This window comes from Nitrospirillum guanabarense (assembly GCF_034653355.1).
In the GTDB taxonomy this organism is placed as follows: domain Bacteria; phylum Pseudomonadota; class Alphaproteobacteria; order Azospirillales; family Azospirillaceae; genus Nitrospirillum.
In genome coordinates this window covers 2,089,510-2,106,369 of record NZ_JAYEER010000004.1, presented here as the reverse complement: position 1 = coordinate 2,106,369, position 16,860 = coordinate 2,089,510, and the positions used below count along the sequence as shown (strand labels likewise).

The 16,860-nt window shown below is 69.6% G+C and carries 11 protein-coding genes; 6 read left to right on the top strand and 5 right to left on the bottom strand.

Annotated features, from left to right (window positions below):
• The first annotated feature begins 1 nt into the window (after position 1).
• The 4 genes from pstB to UAA55_RS27775 all read left to right on the top strand — a co-directional run bounded on the left by pstB (position 2) and on the right by UAA55_RS27775 (position 4,801).
• A complete protein-coding gene (gene pstB / locus UAA55_RS27790; protein ID WP_040843855.1) occupies positions 2 to 817 on the top strand; it encodes a phosphate ABC transporter ATP-binding protein PstB in 816 nt (271 codons plus the stop codon).
• A 248-nt stretch (positions 818 to 1,065) separates the two neighbouring features.
• Entirely contained in the window at positions 1,066 to 2,904 is a 1,839-nt protein-coding gene (locus UAA55_RS27785; RefSeq protein WP_322956889.1) for a chloride channel protein, read from the top strand.
• 169 nt (positions 2,905 to 3,073) lie between these two features.
• A complete protein-coding gene (locus UAA55_RS27780) occupies positions 3,074 to 3,739 on the top strand; it encodes a LysE/ArgO family amino acid transporter (protein ID WP_322956887.1) in 666 nt (221 codons plus the stop codon).
• A gap of 231 nt (positions 3,740 to 3,970) precedes the next feature.
• A complete protein-coding gene (locus tag UAA55_RS27775; protein WP_322956886.1) occupies positions 3,971 to 4,801 on the top strand; it encodes an alpha/beta hydrolase in 831 nt (276 codons plus the stop codon).
• A gap of 42 nt (positions 4,802 to 4,843) precedes the next feature.
• Here the strand turns inward: UAA55_RS27775 and UAA55_RS27770 are convergent, their stop codons facing one another.
• Together UAA55_RS27770 and UAA55_RS27765 are read right to left on the bottom strand one after the other, a co-directional pair.
• Positions 4,844 to 9,337 (bottom strand): translocation/assembly module TamB domain-containing protein, encoded by a 4,494-nt coding sequence (locus UAA55_RS27770; RefSeq protein WP_322956884.1) that lies wholly within the window; start codon positions 9,335 to 9,337, stop codon positions 4,844 to 4,846.
• A gap of 136 nt (positions 9,338 to 9,473) precedes the next feature.
• Complete coding sequence (locus UAA55_RS27765; protein WP_322956883.1) at positions 9,474 to 11,585, bottom strand: BamA/TamA family outer membrane protein; 2,112 nt, start codon at positions 11,583 to 11,585, stop codon at positions 9,474 to 9,476.
• Between the two features lie 463 nt (positions 11,586 to 12,048).
• On the opposite strand from UAA55_RS27765, the gene typA reads away from it, so the two are divergent.
• On the top strand, positions 12,049 to 13,869 hold the full coding sequence (gene typA / locus UAA55_RS27760; protein ID WP_322956882.1) for a translational GTPase TypA: 1,821 nt from the start codon (positions 12,049 to 12,051) through the stop codon (positions 13,867 to 13,869).
• A 152-nt stretch (positions 13,870 to 14,021) separates the two neighbouring features.
• Positions 14,022 to 14,390: a cupin domain-containing protein gene (locus tag UAA55_RS27755; protein WP_322956881.1), complete on the top strand. Its 369-nt coding sequence runs from the start codon at positions 14,022 to 14,024 to the stop codon at positions 14,388 to 14,390.
• Here UAA55_RS27755 and UAA55_RS27750 read toward each other — a convergent pair.
• The 3 genes from UAA55_RS27750 to UAA55_RS27740 form a co-directional block, all read right to left on the bottom strand.
• Positions 14,387 to 15,067 (bottom strand): NAD-dependent epimerase/dehydratase family protein, encoded by a 681-nt coding sequence (locus tag UAA55_RS27750; protein WP_322956879.1) that lies wholly within the window; start codon positions 15,065 to 15,067, stop codon positions 14,387 to 14,389. The two genes, UAA55_RS27755 and UAA55_RS27750, sit on opposite strands and share 4 nt — an antisense overlap.
• 11 nt (positions 15,068 to 15,078) lie before the next feature.
• Positions 15,079 to 15,987 carry an SDR family NAD(P)-dependent oxidoreductase gene (locus UAA55_RS27745; RefSeq protein ID WP_322956877.1) on the bottom strand — a complete coding sequence of 303 codons (909 nt, stop codon included), beginning with the start codon at positions 15,985 to 15,987 and terminating at the stop codon, positions 15,079 to 15,081.
• Between the two features lie 91 nt (positions 15,988 to 16,078).
• Positions 16,079 to 16,648, bottom strand: coding sequence for a TetR/AcrR family transcriptional regulator (locus UAA55_RS27740; RefSeq protein ID WP_322956876.1), 570 nt, complete (start codon positions 16,646 to 16,648; stop codon positions 16,079 to 16,081).
• Positions 16,649 to 16,860 lie beyond the last annotated feature (212 nt).

Sequence of the window (16,860 nt, the reverse complement as noted above, 5' to 3'; positions counted from 1 at the left end):
CATGACCGCGCTTTCCATGACGGCGGAACAGTCCCAGGCGGCCCTCGCCACCGACGGCGACATGCGCGAGAAGATCAGCGTCCGCAACCTGAACTTCTACTACGGCGGCTTCCACGCCCTGCGGAACATCAATCTGCCGCTGTTCGATAAGCGGGTGACGGCCTTCATCGGCCCGTCCGGCTGCGGCAAGTCCACCCTGCTGCGCATCCTGAACCGCATCTACGACCTTTACCCCAACCAGCGGGCCGAGGGCGAGGTGCTGCTGGACGGTGAGAACCTGCTGTCGCCCAAGCAGGACCTGAACCTGCTGCGCGCCCGCGTCGGCATGGTGTTCCAGAAGCCGACGCCCTTCCCCATGTCGATCTACGACAACGTCGCCTACGGCATCCGGCTGTATGAGAAGCTGAGCCGCGCCGACATGGACGTGCGCGTGGAAGAGGCGCTGCGCAAGACCGCGCTGTGGACCGAGGTCAAGGACAAGCTGCGCCAGAGCGGCCTGTCGCTGTCCGGCGGCCAGCAGCAGCGCCTGTGCATCGCCCGCGCCGTGGCCGTGCGTCCGGCCGTGCTGCTGCTGGACGAGCCGACCTCGGCGCTGGACCCCATCTCCACCTCCAAGATCGAGGAGCTGGTGGATGAGCTGAAGCCCGACTACTGCATCGCCATCGTCACGCACAACATGCAGCAGGCGGCCCGCGTCTCCGACTTCACCGCCTTCATGTACCTGGGCGAGCTGGTGGAATATGGCGCCACCGACACCATCTTCACCGCGCCCAAGGAAGAGAAGACCGAGCAGTACATCACCGGCCGCTTCGGCTGATCCAGCGGCTGGCTGCGATGCGGGACTGAAGGGCGGCGTCCTCCGGGACGGCCGCCCTTTTCCATAGAAGCGCCGCTTTTATCATCCATATCGGGCCGGTCCCCTGCTATCACCCTTGTCCTGACCGGACGCGGCCCCATTTCCCCGATACCATGGATACCCTCCCGCCTTCCCCGCAGACACCGGCCGCGCCCTCCGGCCCGGAGTCCGCGCCAGAGGCGGAGGCGGAAGGAACGGCAGCGGTCGCCATGGGCTCCACCCATGGACCGCAGCAGGGTGGAGCGCACCAGCGCCGGCGCGGCGGGCGCCTGCTGCCGGTGGCCTGGCGGGTGCTGACCCATGCGCTGACGTCCAAGGGCCTGCGCTCCTCCGAGCTGTCCCTGGCCCTGCTCAGCGTGCCGGTGGGCATCGGGGTGGGTTTGGCGGTCGCGGGTTTGCACGCCCTGGTGCTGGCGCTGCACAGCCTGGCCTTCAAGGTGCCCTTCGGCGACCACATCAGCAGCGCCCTGTTCATCCCCGCCACCCTGACGCTGGCGGCCCCCGTGGTGGGCGGCGCCCTGCTGGCGGGCCTGGGGCTGCTGTTCCGCCGCGCCCGCGACACGGTCGACCCCATCGAGGCCAACGCCCTTTATGGTGGGCGCATGTCCTTGCGCGACAGTCTGCGCCTGACGCTGTCCATCGTCGCTTCCCACGGCGCCGGCGGTTCGGTGGGTATGGAGGCGGCGTTCACCCAGACGGGGGCGGGGCTGGCGTCCAACTTCGGCCGGCGCCTGAACCTGCGGCGCAACGATCTGCGCACCCTGGTGGGCTGTGGGGCGGCCGCGGCCATTTCCGCCGCCTTCACCGCCCCCCTGGCCGGCGCCTTCTATGCCTTCGAGCTGGTCATCGGCACCTACACCATGGCCACCCTGGCACCGGTCTGCGTCGCCGCCGTTGTGGCCAACCAGGTGGCGCAGATGGCCCTGAACCGGCCAGCCCTTTTCATCCTGGCCGAGCCGCCGGTCATCCGCGGCGGCGACTTCGCGACCTTCCTGCTGGTGGGGCTGGCCGCCGGCGCCCTGGCCATCCTCACCATGCAGGCCGTCACCCATGCGGAACGGCTGTTCCGCCAGCTGCCCATTCCGCGCGCCGTGCATCCTGTCCTGGGCGGCCTGTTGCTGGGGCCCATGGCCCTGGTGCTGCCGGGCGTGCTGGGCGGCGGGCAGGGCGCGCTGCAGTACGGCTTCGACCATGGCTATGGCCTGGGCCTGGCGTTCGTGATGCTGGTGGCCAAGATCGTGGCGTCCGCCCTATGCCTGGGCGCGGGCTTCCGCGGTGGCCTGTTCAGCGCCTCCCTGCTGCTGGGCAGCCTGTTCGGCAGCATGGTGTCGGACCTCGGCACCCTGCTGCCCTGGGACCTGGTGGCCCAGCGCTCCGCCGTCATGCTGGTGGGCATGGGCTCGCTGGCCGCCGCCGTGGTGGGCGCGCCCGTGACCATGGTGCTGCTGGTGCTGGAACTGACGGGCGACCTACGCGCCTCAGCCGGCGTGCTCATGGGCGTCATCGCCTCCACCCTGCTGGTGCGCGAGACCTTCGGCTATTCCTTCGCCACCTGGCGCTTCCATCAGCGCGGCGTGCAGATCCGGGGCGGGCACGACATCGGCTGGGTCAAGGACATGACCGTGGGCCGGCTGATGCGCGGCGACCCCAAGACCGTGCCGGACGACATCACCCTGGGCGCCCTGCGCGGCCATTACCCGCCCGGCAGCGCCAAGACGGTGTTCGCCCTGGACCCCAACGGCGCTTTCGCCGGCCGGGTCGACATGAACGCCGTGCACGACCCGCAGCACGAGCTGCCGGCCGACCAGCGGGCGGCGGAGGTGGCGCGCGACCGCGAGCATTTCCTGCTGCCCGACCAGTCGGTGCGCATGGCCCTGCAGCGCTTCGCCGATTGGGACGCCGACAGCCTGCCGGTGGTGGAGGGGGTCAGCAGCCGCCGCGTCGTCGGCTACCTGACCGAGGCCTACGCCCTGCGCCGCTATTCGCAGGAGCTGGAGCGGCGGCGCGGCGACGAGCTGGGCGTGCGCGACCTGTTCGGCGGGGTTTGACACCCTATTTTTCCTGAACCCCGACGCGGTCGACAGGGGATTGGTCGCCTTAGGCGTTGCGCCCGGTGCGCCGATGTTGCATCACGGGGGCGGCCCCATGTCCAGCGCGGCGTCCGTTCCCGGAGCCCTCCGGAACGCCGCCTGCCTTAATTCTCAGGGAAAGTCCGCATTGTTCGACGATTTCGGCGTGTTGATCCGGGGTATCGTCCTGGGATTGGCCATCGCGGCGCCGGTCGGGCCCATCGGCCTGCTGTGCATCCGGCGGACGGTGGAGCGGGGCATCATCGCGGGGCTCGCGACGGGCTTCGGCTCAGCCCTGGCGGATGGCTTCTTCGGCGGCGTGGCGGCCTTCGGCGTCAACGCCATCCTTGAGGCCCTGCTGGGCCATGTGAAGGAACTGCGCCTCATCGGCGGCATCTTCCTGCTGGGCGCCGCCATCCATTCCCTGCTGAAGGAACCGCACGAGCGCAAGAACCGGCCGCCCGACGCCGGCAACCTCATCGGCTCCGTTGGCACCGGCCTGTTTCTGACGGTGACCAACCCCATCACCATCATGGGCATCATCACCGTGGTGGTGGGCTTTGGCGGCGCGCTGGACCATGCCAAGGCCGGCACCATGACCCTGGGCGTGTTCCTGGGGTCCCTGACCTGGTGGTCCATCCTGTGCGGCGGCACCTTCCTCATCCGCCACCACTTCACGCCGCGCATCGTGCTGTGGATCAACCGGGGCACCGGCGTGGTGCTGGGCGTGGTCGGCCTGATGGCCCTGCTCAGCTTCTTCTCCCTGGTGCCGGAGAACCTGCAGGATCTGGTCGGGGCGTTTATCAGTAAGTGAGCCTCAAGCGGCGGCAGGGTGCTTCGACGGGCTCGCGGTTCCTGGTCGGACCCTTGCTCGCCACGGCGAACGAGATTCCCATCGGCAGGGGGGAAGGGTCTTGGAAAGGCTGAAAAAGATCTGAGCCCCGGAGTCCATCCGGGCATGAGAACGCCCTTTCCGCTCCCCCCGCCCGTTCGGCATGATGTCGCTGAGCGACGATGCGCGGAGGCGGGCATGCGAGGGGTGGCCATGTCTGGGCTGATTGCCGCGGCCCTGCTTCTGAGCGGATGTGATCTCATCATGGCGCACACCCTGACCACAGGTCCGAATGGTCCGGAAACACCGCAAGACCTGAGCGTTCCATTCGAACGCGTTTCAATTCCCAGCGGTTCGCGCCATCTTGATGGATATCTTGTCAGCGCTCCGCCAAACTGCCCGGGCGCTCCGGGAGTGGTCATCTATCACGGCGTCGGCGAGACCATTTCCATGTGGGCGAAGGCCCAGGCGCTGCTCTACGCCCGGTGTGTCTCGTCGCTGGTATTCGACTACACCGGTTCGGGCGACAGTTCCCCAGGGCCCACATTCGAAGTTCTTCATCAGGACGCGCTTGCGGCGTTTGGCTTTGGGAAGGCCCGCTTCGGCAATTCCCGGCTTTTTCTGTTGGCCCATTCGATGGGCAACGGCCTTTTACTGGAGGCGTTGCCTCAAATGGACGAACAGCCGAAAGGGCTGATTCTCGCCAACGCGTTTGTGTCGTTGCGCGCCCAGATGGCCCGTCTTGGCTGGTTTCCTTGCTTGATGTCCCACGTGATGCCGGACTGGTGGAACAATGTGAGGGCTGCGCCGGCCATCTCCGCGCCCGTGCTTTTAATCGCCAGCGATGGCGATAAAGTGGTCCCTTCCGAGGACGGCCGCGAGATTTTTGCAGCGGTGAGGCAGGAAAAATTTTTTGTTCTGCTGCATGGCTATGGCCATAATGCCTTATATAAAACCCCCGATGATGAATATTGGCGGCCAATTCTAGATTTCATTAAAGATAAATCCAAATTTTCAGAAGACGAGCAAGGCCATAGTCACTAAGGTCGGCCCTATTCCCTGGGTTAGGGTTGATCGCATACAACTCTAATAATCCCACTGATACTTCAGCCCCACCGTATCGTCCGTGCTGCCGACGGCGCCGTTCAGGCGCAGGCGGGAGGTCAAGGCGTATTCCAGGGTGACATTGGTGCCGGTGCCGCCCACCGACTGGCTGACGCCGACATAGGTGCGGCTGTTGATGTAGCGGCCGGCGGTGACCGTGCCGAAGGCGCTGGAGCCGACGGCGGCGCTGGAGAATTCCAGCCGGTCGATGCCCAGGTTGCGCTTCACGTTGTCCAGCAGGCCCGGGCCGCTGCCCAGCACGCCCGACAGCTGGGCGACACCCTGGGCCAGCTGCAGGGCCTCCAGCGCGCTGATCTGGCTGATGGGGCGGTCGAACAGCAGGCGGGACAGCACTTCGTCCTGCGGCCGGGGCGGGTCGGAGGTCAGGGCCACGGTGGGCTTGGACAGGCGGCCGGTGATGTTCAGGATGGCCGTGAAGTCCGCCTTGGTGGAGGAGGCGGAGATGTCCAGCAGGGGGTCGCTGTCGCCGGTGAAGGTGATGTCGCTCTTGGTCAGGGTGAAGGTCTGGCCCTGCGCGCTGAAATCGCCCTTCACCAGGAAGACCCGGCCGGTCAGCTGCGGGTCGGCGCTGGTGCCGCGCGCCTGCATGTCGGCGGCGAACTCCGCCGTCAGGCCGCGGCCCTGGACGTAGATGCGGTTGCGCGCCTTGATGTCCACCTTCAGATGGACCAGCAGCCCGCCGCCGGCGCCTGACATCTGGCCCTGCGGTTGGCGCGGCCGGCCGTTGACGTAGCGCACGGGCAGGTCGGCCACGTCGGCCGGCGGCTTGTCCGGCAGGCCCACCCAGGTCTCGCGCAGGCGCACGGTGCCGGCCAGGTCCGGCTTGTTCATCAGGCCTTTCAGCGTCAGGTCGCTGTCCACCCACGCGGTGATGGGGTCGGTGCGCAACAGGCGGGCGTTGGTGGTTGTGACGTGCAGGTCCAGCACGGGCGCCTTCTCCTGCGCGTTGGGATCGCCCAGGTTGATGCGGCCGCTCAAATCCACGGCGCCGCCATCGGCGGTGCCGCCGTGGAACTTCTCCACCGCCAGGCCGCGCGCGTCGCCCACCAGATGGGCGTTCAGGCCAAAGATCTGGGTGCCGGTGCCGCCGTTCTCGTACTTGGCGTCGATCAGGTCGACGGCGCCGGTGACCTTGGGGTCCGCCACCGTGCCGGCCACCGCCAGGTCGACCGAAACCTTGCCGCCCATGCGCTGGGCCGAGGCCGCGAGGAAGTCGTTATAGCGCGACAGTTCCGTCCGGCCGTTGATCTTGGCGCTGACCGGCCCCTGGATCACCGGCGACATCGTCTCCGGGTTCAGGGCCAGGGGCGTGTCGGCCTCGGCGTTCAGGTCCACCGCCCTGTCGGCGGTGTGGGCGGCCAGGGTGCTGCGCAGCCGCCCGTTGCGCCAGGCCGCCGTCAGGGTGGCGTCGGCGTTCAGCCGCCGGTCGGCGCTGTTCTTGACCTCCAGCGTCTTTTTCTTGGCCGGGGTGGTGTCGGCGCCGGTGGCGTTGGCCGGGTTGTTGGCGACGGACGCGCTGACGGCCGGCTTGCCATCGGGCGTGGCCTCGGGTGGGGTGCCCGGCGCTTCGGTCGCCCCGCTGTCCAGGGTCACGGCCAGCTGCTGCATGGACAGGCCGCGGATGCTGAGGGTGGCGTCGGCGGTGGGGTTGGCGGCGGTGCCGCTGGCCGTCACCTTGGCGTCCAGGGTGCCGGCCAGGGTCAGCGCCGGGTCGGCCAGGGCCGCCAGGGCCAGCGGCAGGGCCGTCGCCTCCACCTGCGCCGTCACTTCCTTGCCGTTCAGCGCCAGGTCGGCGCGGATGCGGCCCGTGCCCAGCGCCACGTCCAGGCCCTTCACCGCCACGCTGCCTTTGGCCACGGTGATGGTGGCGGGGGCCGCCAGCTTCAGGGTGGTCTGGTCCAGGCGGCCGTCCAACTGGTCCAGCCGGACCACGGTGGGCCCTCGCGCCTCCTTGGGTGACCTGGGCTCCTGCGCCTGGGTCAGGTGGCCGGCGCTTTCCACCTGGAAGGCGCGGCGGCGTCCCACGCCGCCCACGCCGGTGGTGCCGTCCAGGGCCAGGGTGATGTCGCCCTCGCCCAGCGTGCCGCGCCAGGCGGCGGTCACCTTGTTGACCAGCACCTGGCCCGCCTCGATGCCGTCGGCCGCCAGGGTGACGTTGGGGCGGGGGCTGCCCAGCACATCGTCGACGTGGCCGGCCAGGCTGGCCTGGTGAATGCGCTGGTCCTCCACCACCAAATCGTCCAGCACCACCTTGAGGTCCACGCCCTGGGTGGCCCCCCTGGCGGGCGCGGGGGCCACGGGCGGCGGGGCGGGCTGGCCCTTCCTGGGCTTGGACCGTTTGACGGCGCGCGTGGGCGCCGGGGCTGCCGCGGCGGCGCCCAGCACGATGTCGGCCTTGGCGCGGCCCGCCAGGCGCGCGCCGGCCAGGGCGCCCAGGCTGGACAGGTCGGGGAAGGTGGCGGCCAGCTTGCCGGTGGCCAGCCGCCGGTCCAGGTCGGCGTCCAGCCCCCCCTCCAGCTTGTTGGGGCCCAATGCCGCCACCAGGTCGCGTACCGTCAGGCGGGGGCCGGTCTTGACCACATGGGCGGACACGCTGGCCGGGTTGCCCACCACTTGGCCGCCGCCCTTCAGATCGGCCGTCAAGGTGTTGTCCTTCAGCGTGACGTTGCCCGCCAGGTCGACGGCGCCGGTGCGCACCGTCAGGGGGGTGAGCGCCACGTCCTTGCCGTCCAGGGTGGCGCGGACCTTGCCGCTGATCTCCGCCCTGCCGGCCAGCAGCGCGTCCTCCGTCGGCTGCCCGGTGCGCAGGTCGGTCGCCTGCACGGACAGCGTGCCCTCGGCCACGCCGTCGGCCACCGTGCCCTCCACCGCCGCCGCCACATGGCCGGTGATGATGTCCTCGGGCGCCGGCTTCGCGCCGGGCGCCGGTTCCTTGCCCACACCGGCCAGCGCCATCAGCGTGGCCAGTTCGCCGTCCGCCAGCTTCAGGCTGCCCTTGGCCTGGCGGCCCCAGGCCTGGGCGCTGCCGCTGCCGGTCAGGTGGCCGATGCCGCCCGTGAGGTCCAGCTTGTCCACCTGGATGTCGCCACTGGCGCGGTCCAGCGCGCCGGTCAGGGCCAGGTCGGCGTGATCGGTCAGGGCGGAGGGCAGCCCGGGCGCGCTCAGGCCCTGCAGCTTGGATGTCAGGTCCAACAGCAGGCGGGTGCCATCCTCCCGCAGCCTGGTGGAGGCGGTCAGGTGCTGCACATGGGCGTCGTTGTAGCCCAGGCCCTCCACTGTCAGGTCGGCGGTCACCGCGCGCTGCTTCCTGGCGCCGGCCTTCCCCGCCGCCGGATCGGTGGTGTGCAGTACCGCGTCCAGCTTGCCCAGCGCCAGGCCGGGCACGGCGGGGGACAGCGCCTCGGGTGCCGCCGGGACCAGCTGCAGGGTCAGGTCGCCGGCCTTGTCCTTCAGGCTGCCCTTGGCGGTGACGCGGCCGAAGGCGGCGCCCAGGTCCAGGCCTTCGAGGGTGATGGTGCCGTCGTCGGCCAGGGTGGCGGCCGTCTGCAGCGTGGCCGCGTCGCCCGCCATCAGCGCCAGATTGTCGGCCAGCAGACGGCCGGGGGCGGCCCGCAGGTTCAGGGTCACGCGCTTGGCCTTGCCCTTGGGCCGGGCCAAGCCCACGTCGGCCACCAGGGCCACGGCGCGCGGGGTGATGGTGTCGCCGCCGGCTGTCTTCAGCGGCTGCGGCGTTTCCTTGAGGTCCAGGTGCGCCTGGAACTGGTCCAGCGGGCCGCTGCCCGTCAGGTCCAGAGTCAGCGGGCCCAGTTCAGGGTGGCCAGCCAGGCGGGCCACCAGGCCGCCCGCCTCCTCCTGCCCGCGCAGCTCCAGGGTCAGGCTGCCGGGGCTGGTCAGGCCGGGTGCCGTGAAGCGGGCGGTCAGCTCGCCATGGGCGGCCCCGCCGTCCAGCTGCGTCAGGGTCAGCCGGCTGTCGCCATCCAGGTTGGGCCCCAGACGCACCGTGCCGCTGGTGGACAGCGCCGCCCCCTGGCCGCCGGCCAGGCTGGGCGCCAGCTCGATGCGCGGCAGGTCCAGGCGGGCCACGGTGACGCTGAAGGGCAGGGTCAGCGGATTCGCGTCGTCCTTGACCGTGCCGTCCGGCGGTGGTTCCAGCGAGGGGGCCGGCTGGGCCACCCAGATGCGCCGGGCGCTGAGCGCGTCCACGGCCAGCTCGCGGTGGGCCAAGGGCAGCAGCCGCCAGTCCAGCGCCGCGTCCTCCACCAGCAGCCAGGGCTTGCCCGTGATCAAATCCACCAGGGTGGCGCGCGCCACCCGAGGGTGGAAGGGCAGGCCGGAAAGGCCCTCCACCTTCAGGCCCGGCACATTGGCCTCCGCCTGGCGGGTGGCGAAGGCGCGGCCGGAGTCCGTGTCCATCCACCACAGGCCGATGCCCACGGCGGCGGCCAGGCCGGCCACGATGCCCAGGATGGCGAAGACCGCGATATGCCCGGCCGACAGCAGGCGCCACCCCCAATGGCGCCGGGGGGACGCGGCGGCGGGGGGGCGGTGGCGGGACCGGGCGGCGGGGGGGTGTCGGACATGCCGGGTTCCGTCAGAAGGACTGGCCGATGCTGACGTACAGCTGCCACATGCTGTCGCCGCTGCGGCGATCCAGTGGCACACCCACGTCCAGGCGCAAGGGACCAAAAGAGGTGAAGTAGCGCACGCCCAAGCCGGCGCCCCAGCGCATGCCCTGGCTCAGGTCCGGGTAGGCGGACTCGAAGACGTTGCCGCCGTCGATGAAGGGCACCAGGCCGATGGTGTCGGTCAGGCGGATGCGCAGCTCGGCGCTGGTTTCGATCAGCGAGCGGCCGCCGGTGGGGTCGTTATTGACGTCCAGCGGGCCCACCTTCTGATAGGCGTAGCCGCGCACCGAGCCGCCGCCGCCGGCGAAGAAGCGTTTGTCGGCCGGCACCTGGGCCAGCGAGCCGCCGAAGACGGCGCCCAGGTTCACCCGCGCCGCGAAGACATAGGCCTTGGCGTCGTCCAACGCCCAATAGCCGCTGGCGCCCGCGTTACCGATGATGAAGGTGCCGCTGTCGCCCAGGGGGCTGAGGTAGGGGGTGAGGCCGGCGTTCCAGCGATACCCTTGGGTCGGGTTCAGCAGGTTGTCGGTATTGTCGAACTTCAATGTCACTGGCAGCCCCACCAGGGTGTTGTCGGTGGTGGTCAGCACGCCGTTGCCCGTCAGGTCCTGCTCGATGGACGACTGTTCCAGGGTCACGCCGGCGCTGCCCGTCAGGTGCGGCATCAGCGGGTGGGTGACGATGGCACCCAGCGTGATGGCGTCTCGCGAATAGGCTTCGGGATGTTCGGAAATGGCCAGCGCCGAGAGATTCAGCGTGGTGTCCGTCTCCAGGAAGTCCGGCTTTTTCAGCGTGCTGCCCAGGCTATAGTCCAGCCCGTCGGAATTGCGGAACTTCTTGCGGCCGACGCCGCCCAGCGATCCGGTGACGGTCAGCGCCTCCGCCCCGCCCAGGAAGTTGCGGTCGCCCCAGGTGGCGGTGGCGGCCCCCCCGTCGGTGGTGCCGTAGGTCAAGCCGGTGTTGATGAAGTGGCGGTCCCGTTCCTCCATCTGGCCCAGCATGGGCACCTCGCGCGACCCGTCCGGCTGCGCCTCGCCCGGCACGTCGTCCAAAACCACCCGCACCTGTGAGAAGACACCCAGGTCCGTCAGCTTGTTGCGGGCGGTGTCGACCTTGGCCGGGTCGTAGACGTCGCCCGGCTTCCATGGCAGGCGGCCATAGGCCACCTCGGGGTCCACGCGGCCTAGCCCGGTGAAGGTGGTGGGGCCGAAGCGCACCAGCGGGCCTGGGTCCAGGGTGAAGGCGACGGCCATGGTGTGGGCCTGCACGTCCACCGCCAAGTCGCGCTGCCCCACCTTGGCGCGGGCATAGCCGCGCGTGGCCATCAGGGGGGTCACCGCGGCCTCCGCGTCCCGGATGGCAGGCCCCCGGGCGGCGTCGCCCGGCTTCAGGTGCAGCTTGCCCAGGTCCAGCGGGCCCCCGGGCGGCGGGGAGCCGTCGGTCTGGGTCAGGGTGATCTTGGAGATGGTGTAGCGCTGGCGCGGCGTCACCTCGATGACCACGGCCACGGGCTTGGCGTCGGCGTCCACCTTCACCATGACGCTGCCGTCGAAATAGCCCTCGGACCGCAGGGCGGCGGCCAGCTTGTCGTAGTCGTTGTCGATGCGCTTCTCCAGGCCCAGCAGCGACGACGGCGGGTCGTTCTGCAGGGTGATGAGGGAAGAGGCGCTGCGCAGCACGTCCATCAGGCCGTCGTCGGCCTCCACGCCCGGGGCCGGATGGAAATCCACGGTGTAGGTCGCCGGCGGCGGCTCCGCATCCGGCTGGTCGTTGGCGTCCCCGGCGCCATCCGGCGCCTGCTCCGCCTTGCGCGCCAGCGCCGCGCCGGGCGTGTCCGCGTCATCGGACGTGTCGGCGGGGGACGTGTCGGCGGGCTGGGCGGCGGCACCTTGCGGTCCGCCGCCCTTGGGCGCGTCCTTGCCGGCCGCGTCGTCCGGCTTGGCCGGTGGCGCGGCGGTGGTCGGCGATGGCTGGGATGTGGGCGCACCTTGGGCGAGGCCCTGCGCGGACCAGCACACCAGGGGCAGGGCCAGGGTCAGGGAGGGGAGCAGCGCCAAGGCGATCGGGTGGACCAGCACTCGGCGCTGAGGGCGGGGGGCGGCGAAGGGCGACGCGGGCTCCAACGGCTGCGGGTGGTCGGGCGGGCTTTGGGGCCGAACGGGTGACGGGGCCGGGGCGGGACCGCCCGGACGGGATTTTTGCCTCCTTGTTTTTCGACCCATCCGCTGGCGGGCAGCGTTAAGTCTTTGTGACGGCGCGGGACGGCCCAGGGTGCCCCGATTGTGGAAAAGGGCCGGCGGACATGAGCTTACCCAATAAGATCGTGGCGAATTTATAGTCTGCCTTGCGGTACCCGTAACCCCCTCTTGCGTCCAACCCCCTTCGGCGGGCCTTTCTCCCGACCCTGCCAATAGCTATATTCCGCCCCGTGAAACCCGGTCCCGGCGCGTTGCGCCAGGGGGCGGGCTTTTGTTTTTGGGCCATCGCCAGGCGCACGTCGCGTTTTTGGACCGGGCCCCAGCTTCGCGGGATTAGCGTCCAATGGATATGCGTAACATCGCCATCATCGCGCACGTCGACCATGGCAAGACCACCTTGGTTGACGTGCTGCTGCGCCAGTCCGGCGCTTTCCGCGACAACCAGCAGGTCGCCGAGCGCGCCATGGACAGCAACGACCTGGAGCGTGAGCGCGGCATCACCATCCTGGCGAAGTGCACCAGCGTCCTGTGGGAAGGCACCCGCATCAACATCGTCGACACCCCCGGCCACGCCGACTTCGGCGGCGAGGTGGAGCGTATCCTGAGCATGGTCGACGGCGTCATCCTGCTGTGCGACGCCGCCGAGGGCCCGCTGCCCCAGACCAAGTTCGTGCTGGGCAAGTCGCTGAAGCTGGGCCTGAAGCCCATCGTCGTCATCAACAAGGTGGACCGTCCCGACGCCCGCCCGGAAGAGGTGCACAGCGAGGTGTTCGACCTGTTCGCCGCGCTGGACGCCAGTGACGAACAGTTGGACTTCCCCGTGCTGTTCGCTTCGGGCCGCAACGGCTGGGCGGCGGAAAGCCTGGATGCCCCGCGTGAGGACATGCGCCCGCTGTTCGAGCTGGTGCGCCGCCATGTGCCGGCGCCCAAGGTGGACGTCGACGCCCCCTTCACCATGCTGGCCACCACCCTGGAAGCCAATCCCTACCTGGGCCGCCTGCTGACCGGCCGCATCCAGACCGGCACCGCCCGCGCCAACATGGCCATCAAGGCGATGACCCGCGACGGCAAGCTGATCGAGCAGGGCCGCATTTCCAAGCTGCTGGCCTTCCGTGGGCTGGAGCGCGTGGGCGTGGAAGAGGCGCAGGCGGGTGACATCGTCGCCATCGCCGGCCTGACCAAGACCACCGTGGCCGACACCATCTGCGAGCCGCTGGTGTCCGAGCCCCTGGCGGCCCAGCCCATCGACCCGCCGACCCTGGCCATGACCTTCAGCGTCAATGACAGCCCCCTGGCCGGCCGCGAAGGCGACAAGGTCACCAGCCGCATGATCCGCGACCGACTGATGCGCGAGGCCGAGGGCAACGTCGCCCTGCGCGTCCGCGAGACCGAGAACGCCGACGCGTTCGAGGTCGCCGGCCGTGGCGAACTGCAGTTGGGCATCCTGATCGAGAACATGCGCCGCGAGGGCTATGAGCTGTCGATCTCCCGTCCGCGCGTGCTGCTGAAGACGGATGAGAACGGCCAGCGCAGCGAGCCGATCGAGGAAGTCGTGGTCGACGTGGACGAGGAATTCTCCGGCGCCGTCGTGCAGAAGATTTCCGAGCGCAAGGGCGACATGCTGGAGATGCGTCCGTCGGGCGCCGGCAAGGTCCGCCTGGTGTTCCATGTGCCGTCGCGCGGCCTGATCGGCTACCAGAGCGAGTTCCTGACGGACACCCGCGGCACCGGTCTGATGAACCGCCTGTACCACGGCTACGCCCCGTACAAGGGACCCATCCAGGGTCGCCGCAACGGCGTGCTGATCTCCAACGGCGAGGGTGAGGCCGTGGCCTACGCCCTGTGGAACCTGGAGGATCGCGGCCCCATGATGATCGAGCCGGGCGCCAAGGTGTACCAGGGCATGATCATCGGCGAGCACAGCCGCGGCAACGACCTGGAAGTGAACGTGCTGAAGGGCAAGCAGCTGACCAACATCCGTGCCGCCGGCAAGGATGAGGCCGTGCGCCTGACCACCCCGATGGCCATGCCGTTGGAAAAGGCCCTGGCCTACATCGAGGACGATGAGCTGGTGGAGGTGACGCCCAAGTCCATCCGCCTGCGCAAGCTGCTGCTGGACCCGAATGACCGCAAGAAGGCCCAGCGCCAGGCCGAAGCCGGCTGAACGCCGATCCTTCCGGCTTGAGAGTGTCGAAGCCCCGTCCACCATCCGGTGGGCGGGGTTTTCGTTTGAGCCGTCCCACCACGCACGAACGTCCAATACGGGCGTGCCGCCGCAGCGGCATCGTGCCTGCCCCATCACTCCGGAAGCCCCTCATGCCGCCCCTTCCCATCCGCTTCGCCGACAAGTTCGCCCTGTTCACCGAGCGGTGGCAGCCCAAGGTGGTGGCCGAAATGAACGACTATCAGTTCAAGCTGTCGCGCCTGCAGGGCGACTTCCTCTGGCACGCCCACGCCGACACGGACGAAACCTTCATCGTGCTGGAGGGAACGCTGCGCCTGGACTTCCGCGACGGCGCCATCACGCTGGGCCCCGGCGAGATGGCCGTGGTGCCCAAGGGTGTGGAGCACAAACCCTCGGCCGAAGCGGAGGTGAAGCTGCTGCTGATCGAACCGCGCGGCGTGGTCAACACCGGTGATGGTGGGGCTGGCGAGCGCACGGCGCAGAACGACGTGTGGATTTAAGGGACCACCCTGCGAATATCCGCCGTCTCCAGCACCGCCTTGGGTGCCCCTCTCTCGACAGCGTTCAGCATGGCCTGGCCGATCTCCACCGTGGTCAGCACCTGGTGGGGGAACAGGCGGTGGGCCAGGGGCAGCAGCGGGGCGGTCAGGCTGTAGAACAGGCGATAGGCCCGGGTCTTGGACCGGGCGCCGTGCAGGGGTGGGATCAGGCCGGGGCGGAACAGATACACGGCCTTGAAGGGCAGGCGGCGCAGATCGTTTTCCGTCCGGCCCTTGACCCGCGCCCACATGGTGCGCCCCCGCTCCGTCCCGTCGGTGCCGGAACCGGAGACGTAGATGAAGGTCATGCCGGGGTTCAGGCGGACCAGCGTCCGCGCCACATCCAGCGTCAGGCCGTGGGTCACGCGGGTGTAGGCGTCCTCGGTCATGCCGGCGGAGGAGACGCCCAGGCAGAAGAAGCAGGCGTCATAGCCGGCCAGTAGCCCGTCCAGCGTCTCCCAGTCCGTCATACCCGGATCGGCCATGGCGGGAAGGGTCAATTCCGACAGTTTGGGATGGGTGACGCCGGTGGCGGTGCGGCCCACGGCCAGGACCTGGGTGACCCGGGGGTCGTGCAGGCATTCCCGCACGACCCCCTGGCCCACCATGCCGGTCGCCCCGAACAGGATGACCCTCATGGCGTGCGTCCTTACGAGCGGGCGGGCGGCGTCAGCACCGCCTGGGGCGCCGTCTCCGGCAGGGCGGGGACGGGGCCGTCATAGGCCACGTCGGTGGAGCGGCTGACAGCCTCCCACGCCGCCAGCTGGGCCGCGCGCTCGCCGTCGGCCAGGCCGAAATAATGCAGGGCGTCGCTGCCCAGCAGCAGATGCGGGGGCAGGGTGGGATGGTCGGCGAGGCGCAGGATCAACTGGGCGATCTTGGCCGGGTCGCCGGCCTCATTGCCGAGATAGGGTTTGAACATCTCCACCAGCGCGCCCACCGTGGGCTGATAATCCGCCATGATGGCCGGCGTGTCGCGCAGCGAGCGGGTGCCCCAGCCGGTGCGCATGCCGCCGGGCTCCAGCGCGCAGATTTGGATGCCCAGCGGATTGACCTCACCCGCCAGCACCTCCGTCAGTCCGCCGACGGCCCACTTGGCCGCCTGGTAGGCGCTGAGGCCCGGCCGGCCCAGCCGCCCGCCGACGGAGGACACTTGCAGGATATGGCCGGCGCGCTGGGCCCGCATCACCGGCAAGGCGGCATGGGTGACGTTGACCACGCCCATCAGGTTGGTGTCGATCTGGGCGCGGAAGACCTCCAGATCCATCTGCTCGAACGGGGCGACGTCGGCATAGCCGGCATTGTTCACCACCACGTCCAGCCGGCCGAAGGCTTCCACCGCCAGGGCCACGGCGGCGCGGGCGGCGGCCGCGTCGGTCACGTCCAGCGCCAGGGTTCGCACCCGGTCGCCGTGCCGGGCGTGCAGGTCGGCCAGCCGCTCCGGCTGGCGGGCGGTGGCGACCAGGCGATGGCCGGTGGCCAGCACGGCCTCGGCGACGTCGCGGCCCAGGCCGGCGGCGCTGCCGGTGACGAGCCAGACCTTGGAAATGTCGGTCATGATGGAACTCCTTGAAGGGAAATGTTGAGTGCTCAATCACTCATTTATCGGGTTGAGGGTGGGCCTGGGCCCGGTGCATACGCATCGGCCGTCAGCGGCTGATGGCGTTCCAGAAGGCGTCGAAGCCGGCGGCGCGGTAACGCTCGGCACTGTCCGGCTGGCGCAGGATGAAATCCATGGTGGTCTCCGCCAGCGAGGTCAGGATGGCGGCGACGAAGTCGGGCGGCTGGTCCCGCATCAGGCCCTGGGCCACCCCCTCCCGCATCACACCGTCGATGCGGGCGAACCCTTCGCTGCCCAGCGCCCGGGTCTCGGGCGTCAAACGGTCCGACACGATCAGCTGGGCCATGGCGCGGCGCTTGGCCGGGCCGCGCACGCCCCAGTCGACATAGCGGTCCCAGATGTGGCGCACCCGGTCGCGCAGGGCGCCGTCGGCGGGATAGGCGGTCATCATGGCCTGCCGCAGCTCCGCCTTCAGCGCCAGGTACAGCTGGTTCAGCAGCAAATCCTTGGTGGCGAAGTAGGTGAACAGCGTGCCCTCCGCCACGCCGGCCAGGCTGGCGATGCGGGCGGTGGGGGCGCCCAGGCCCTGGTCGGCGATGACCTGGACGGCCGCCGCCAGGATGGCGTCGCGCTTCTCTTCGCTTTTGGGCCGGGCCACGGGATGTCACCGAAGGGAGGAATTAAAGAGTGAGTGAGCACTCAATATAGGCGCGCTCCCTCTATTGCCAAGTGCGCGGCGTCACAGAGGCTGTTTTTGATCCGAATCAGGGCGCGATGGCGGCCCGCAAGTTAAGTTTCCGCGCGAAGGATGCAATCGGGCGCAAGGGTGTTTCGCGCTTTGGTGGTGCGGCGGCTGGTGAGCATGCTTGC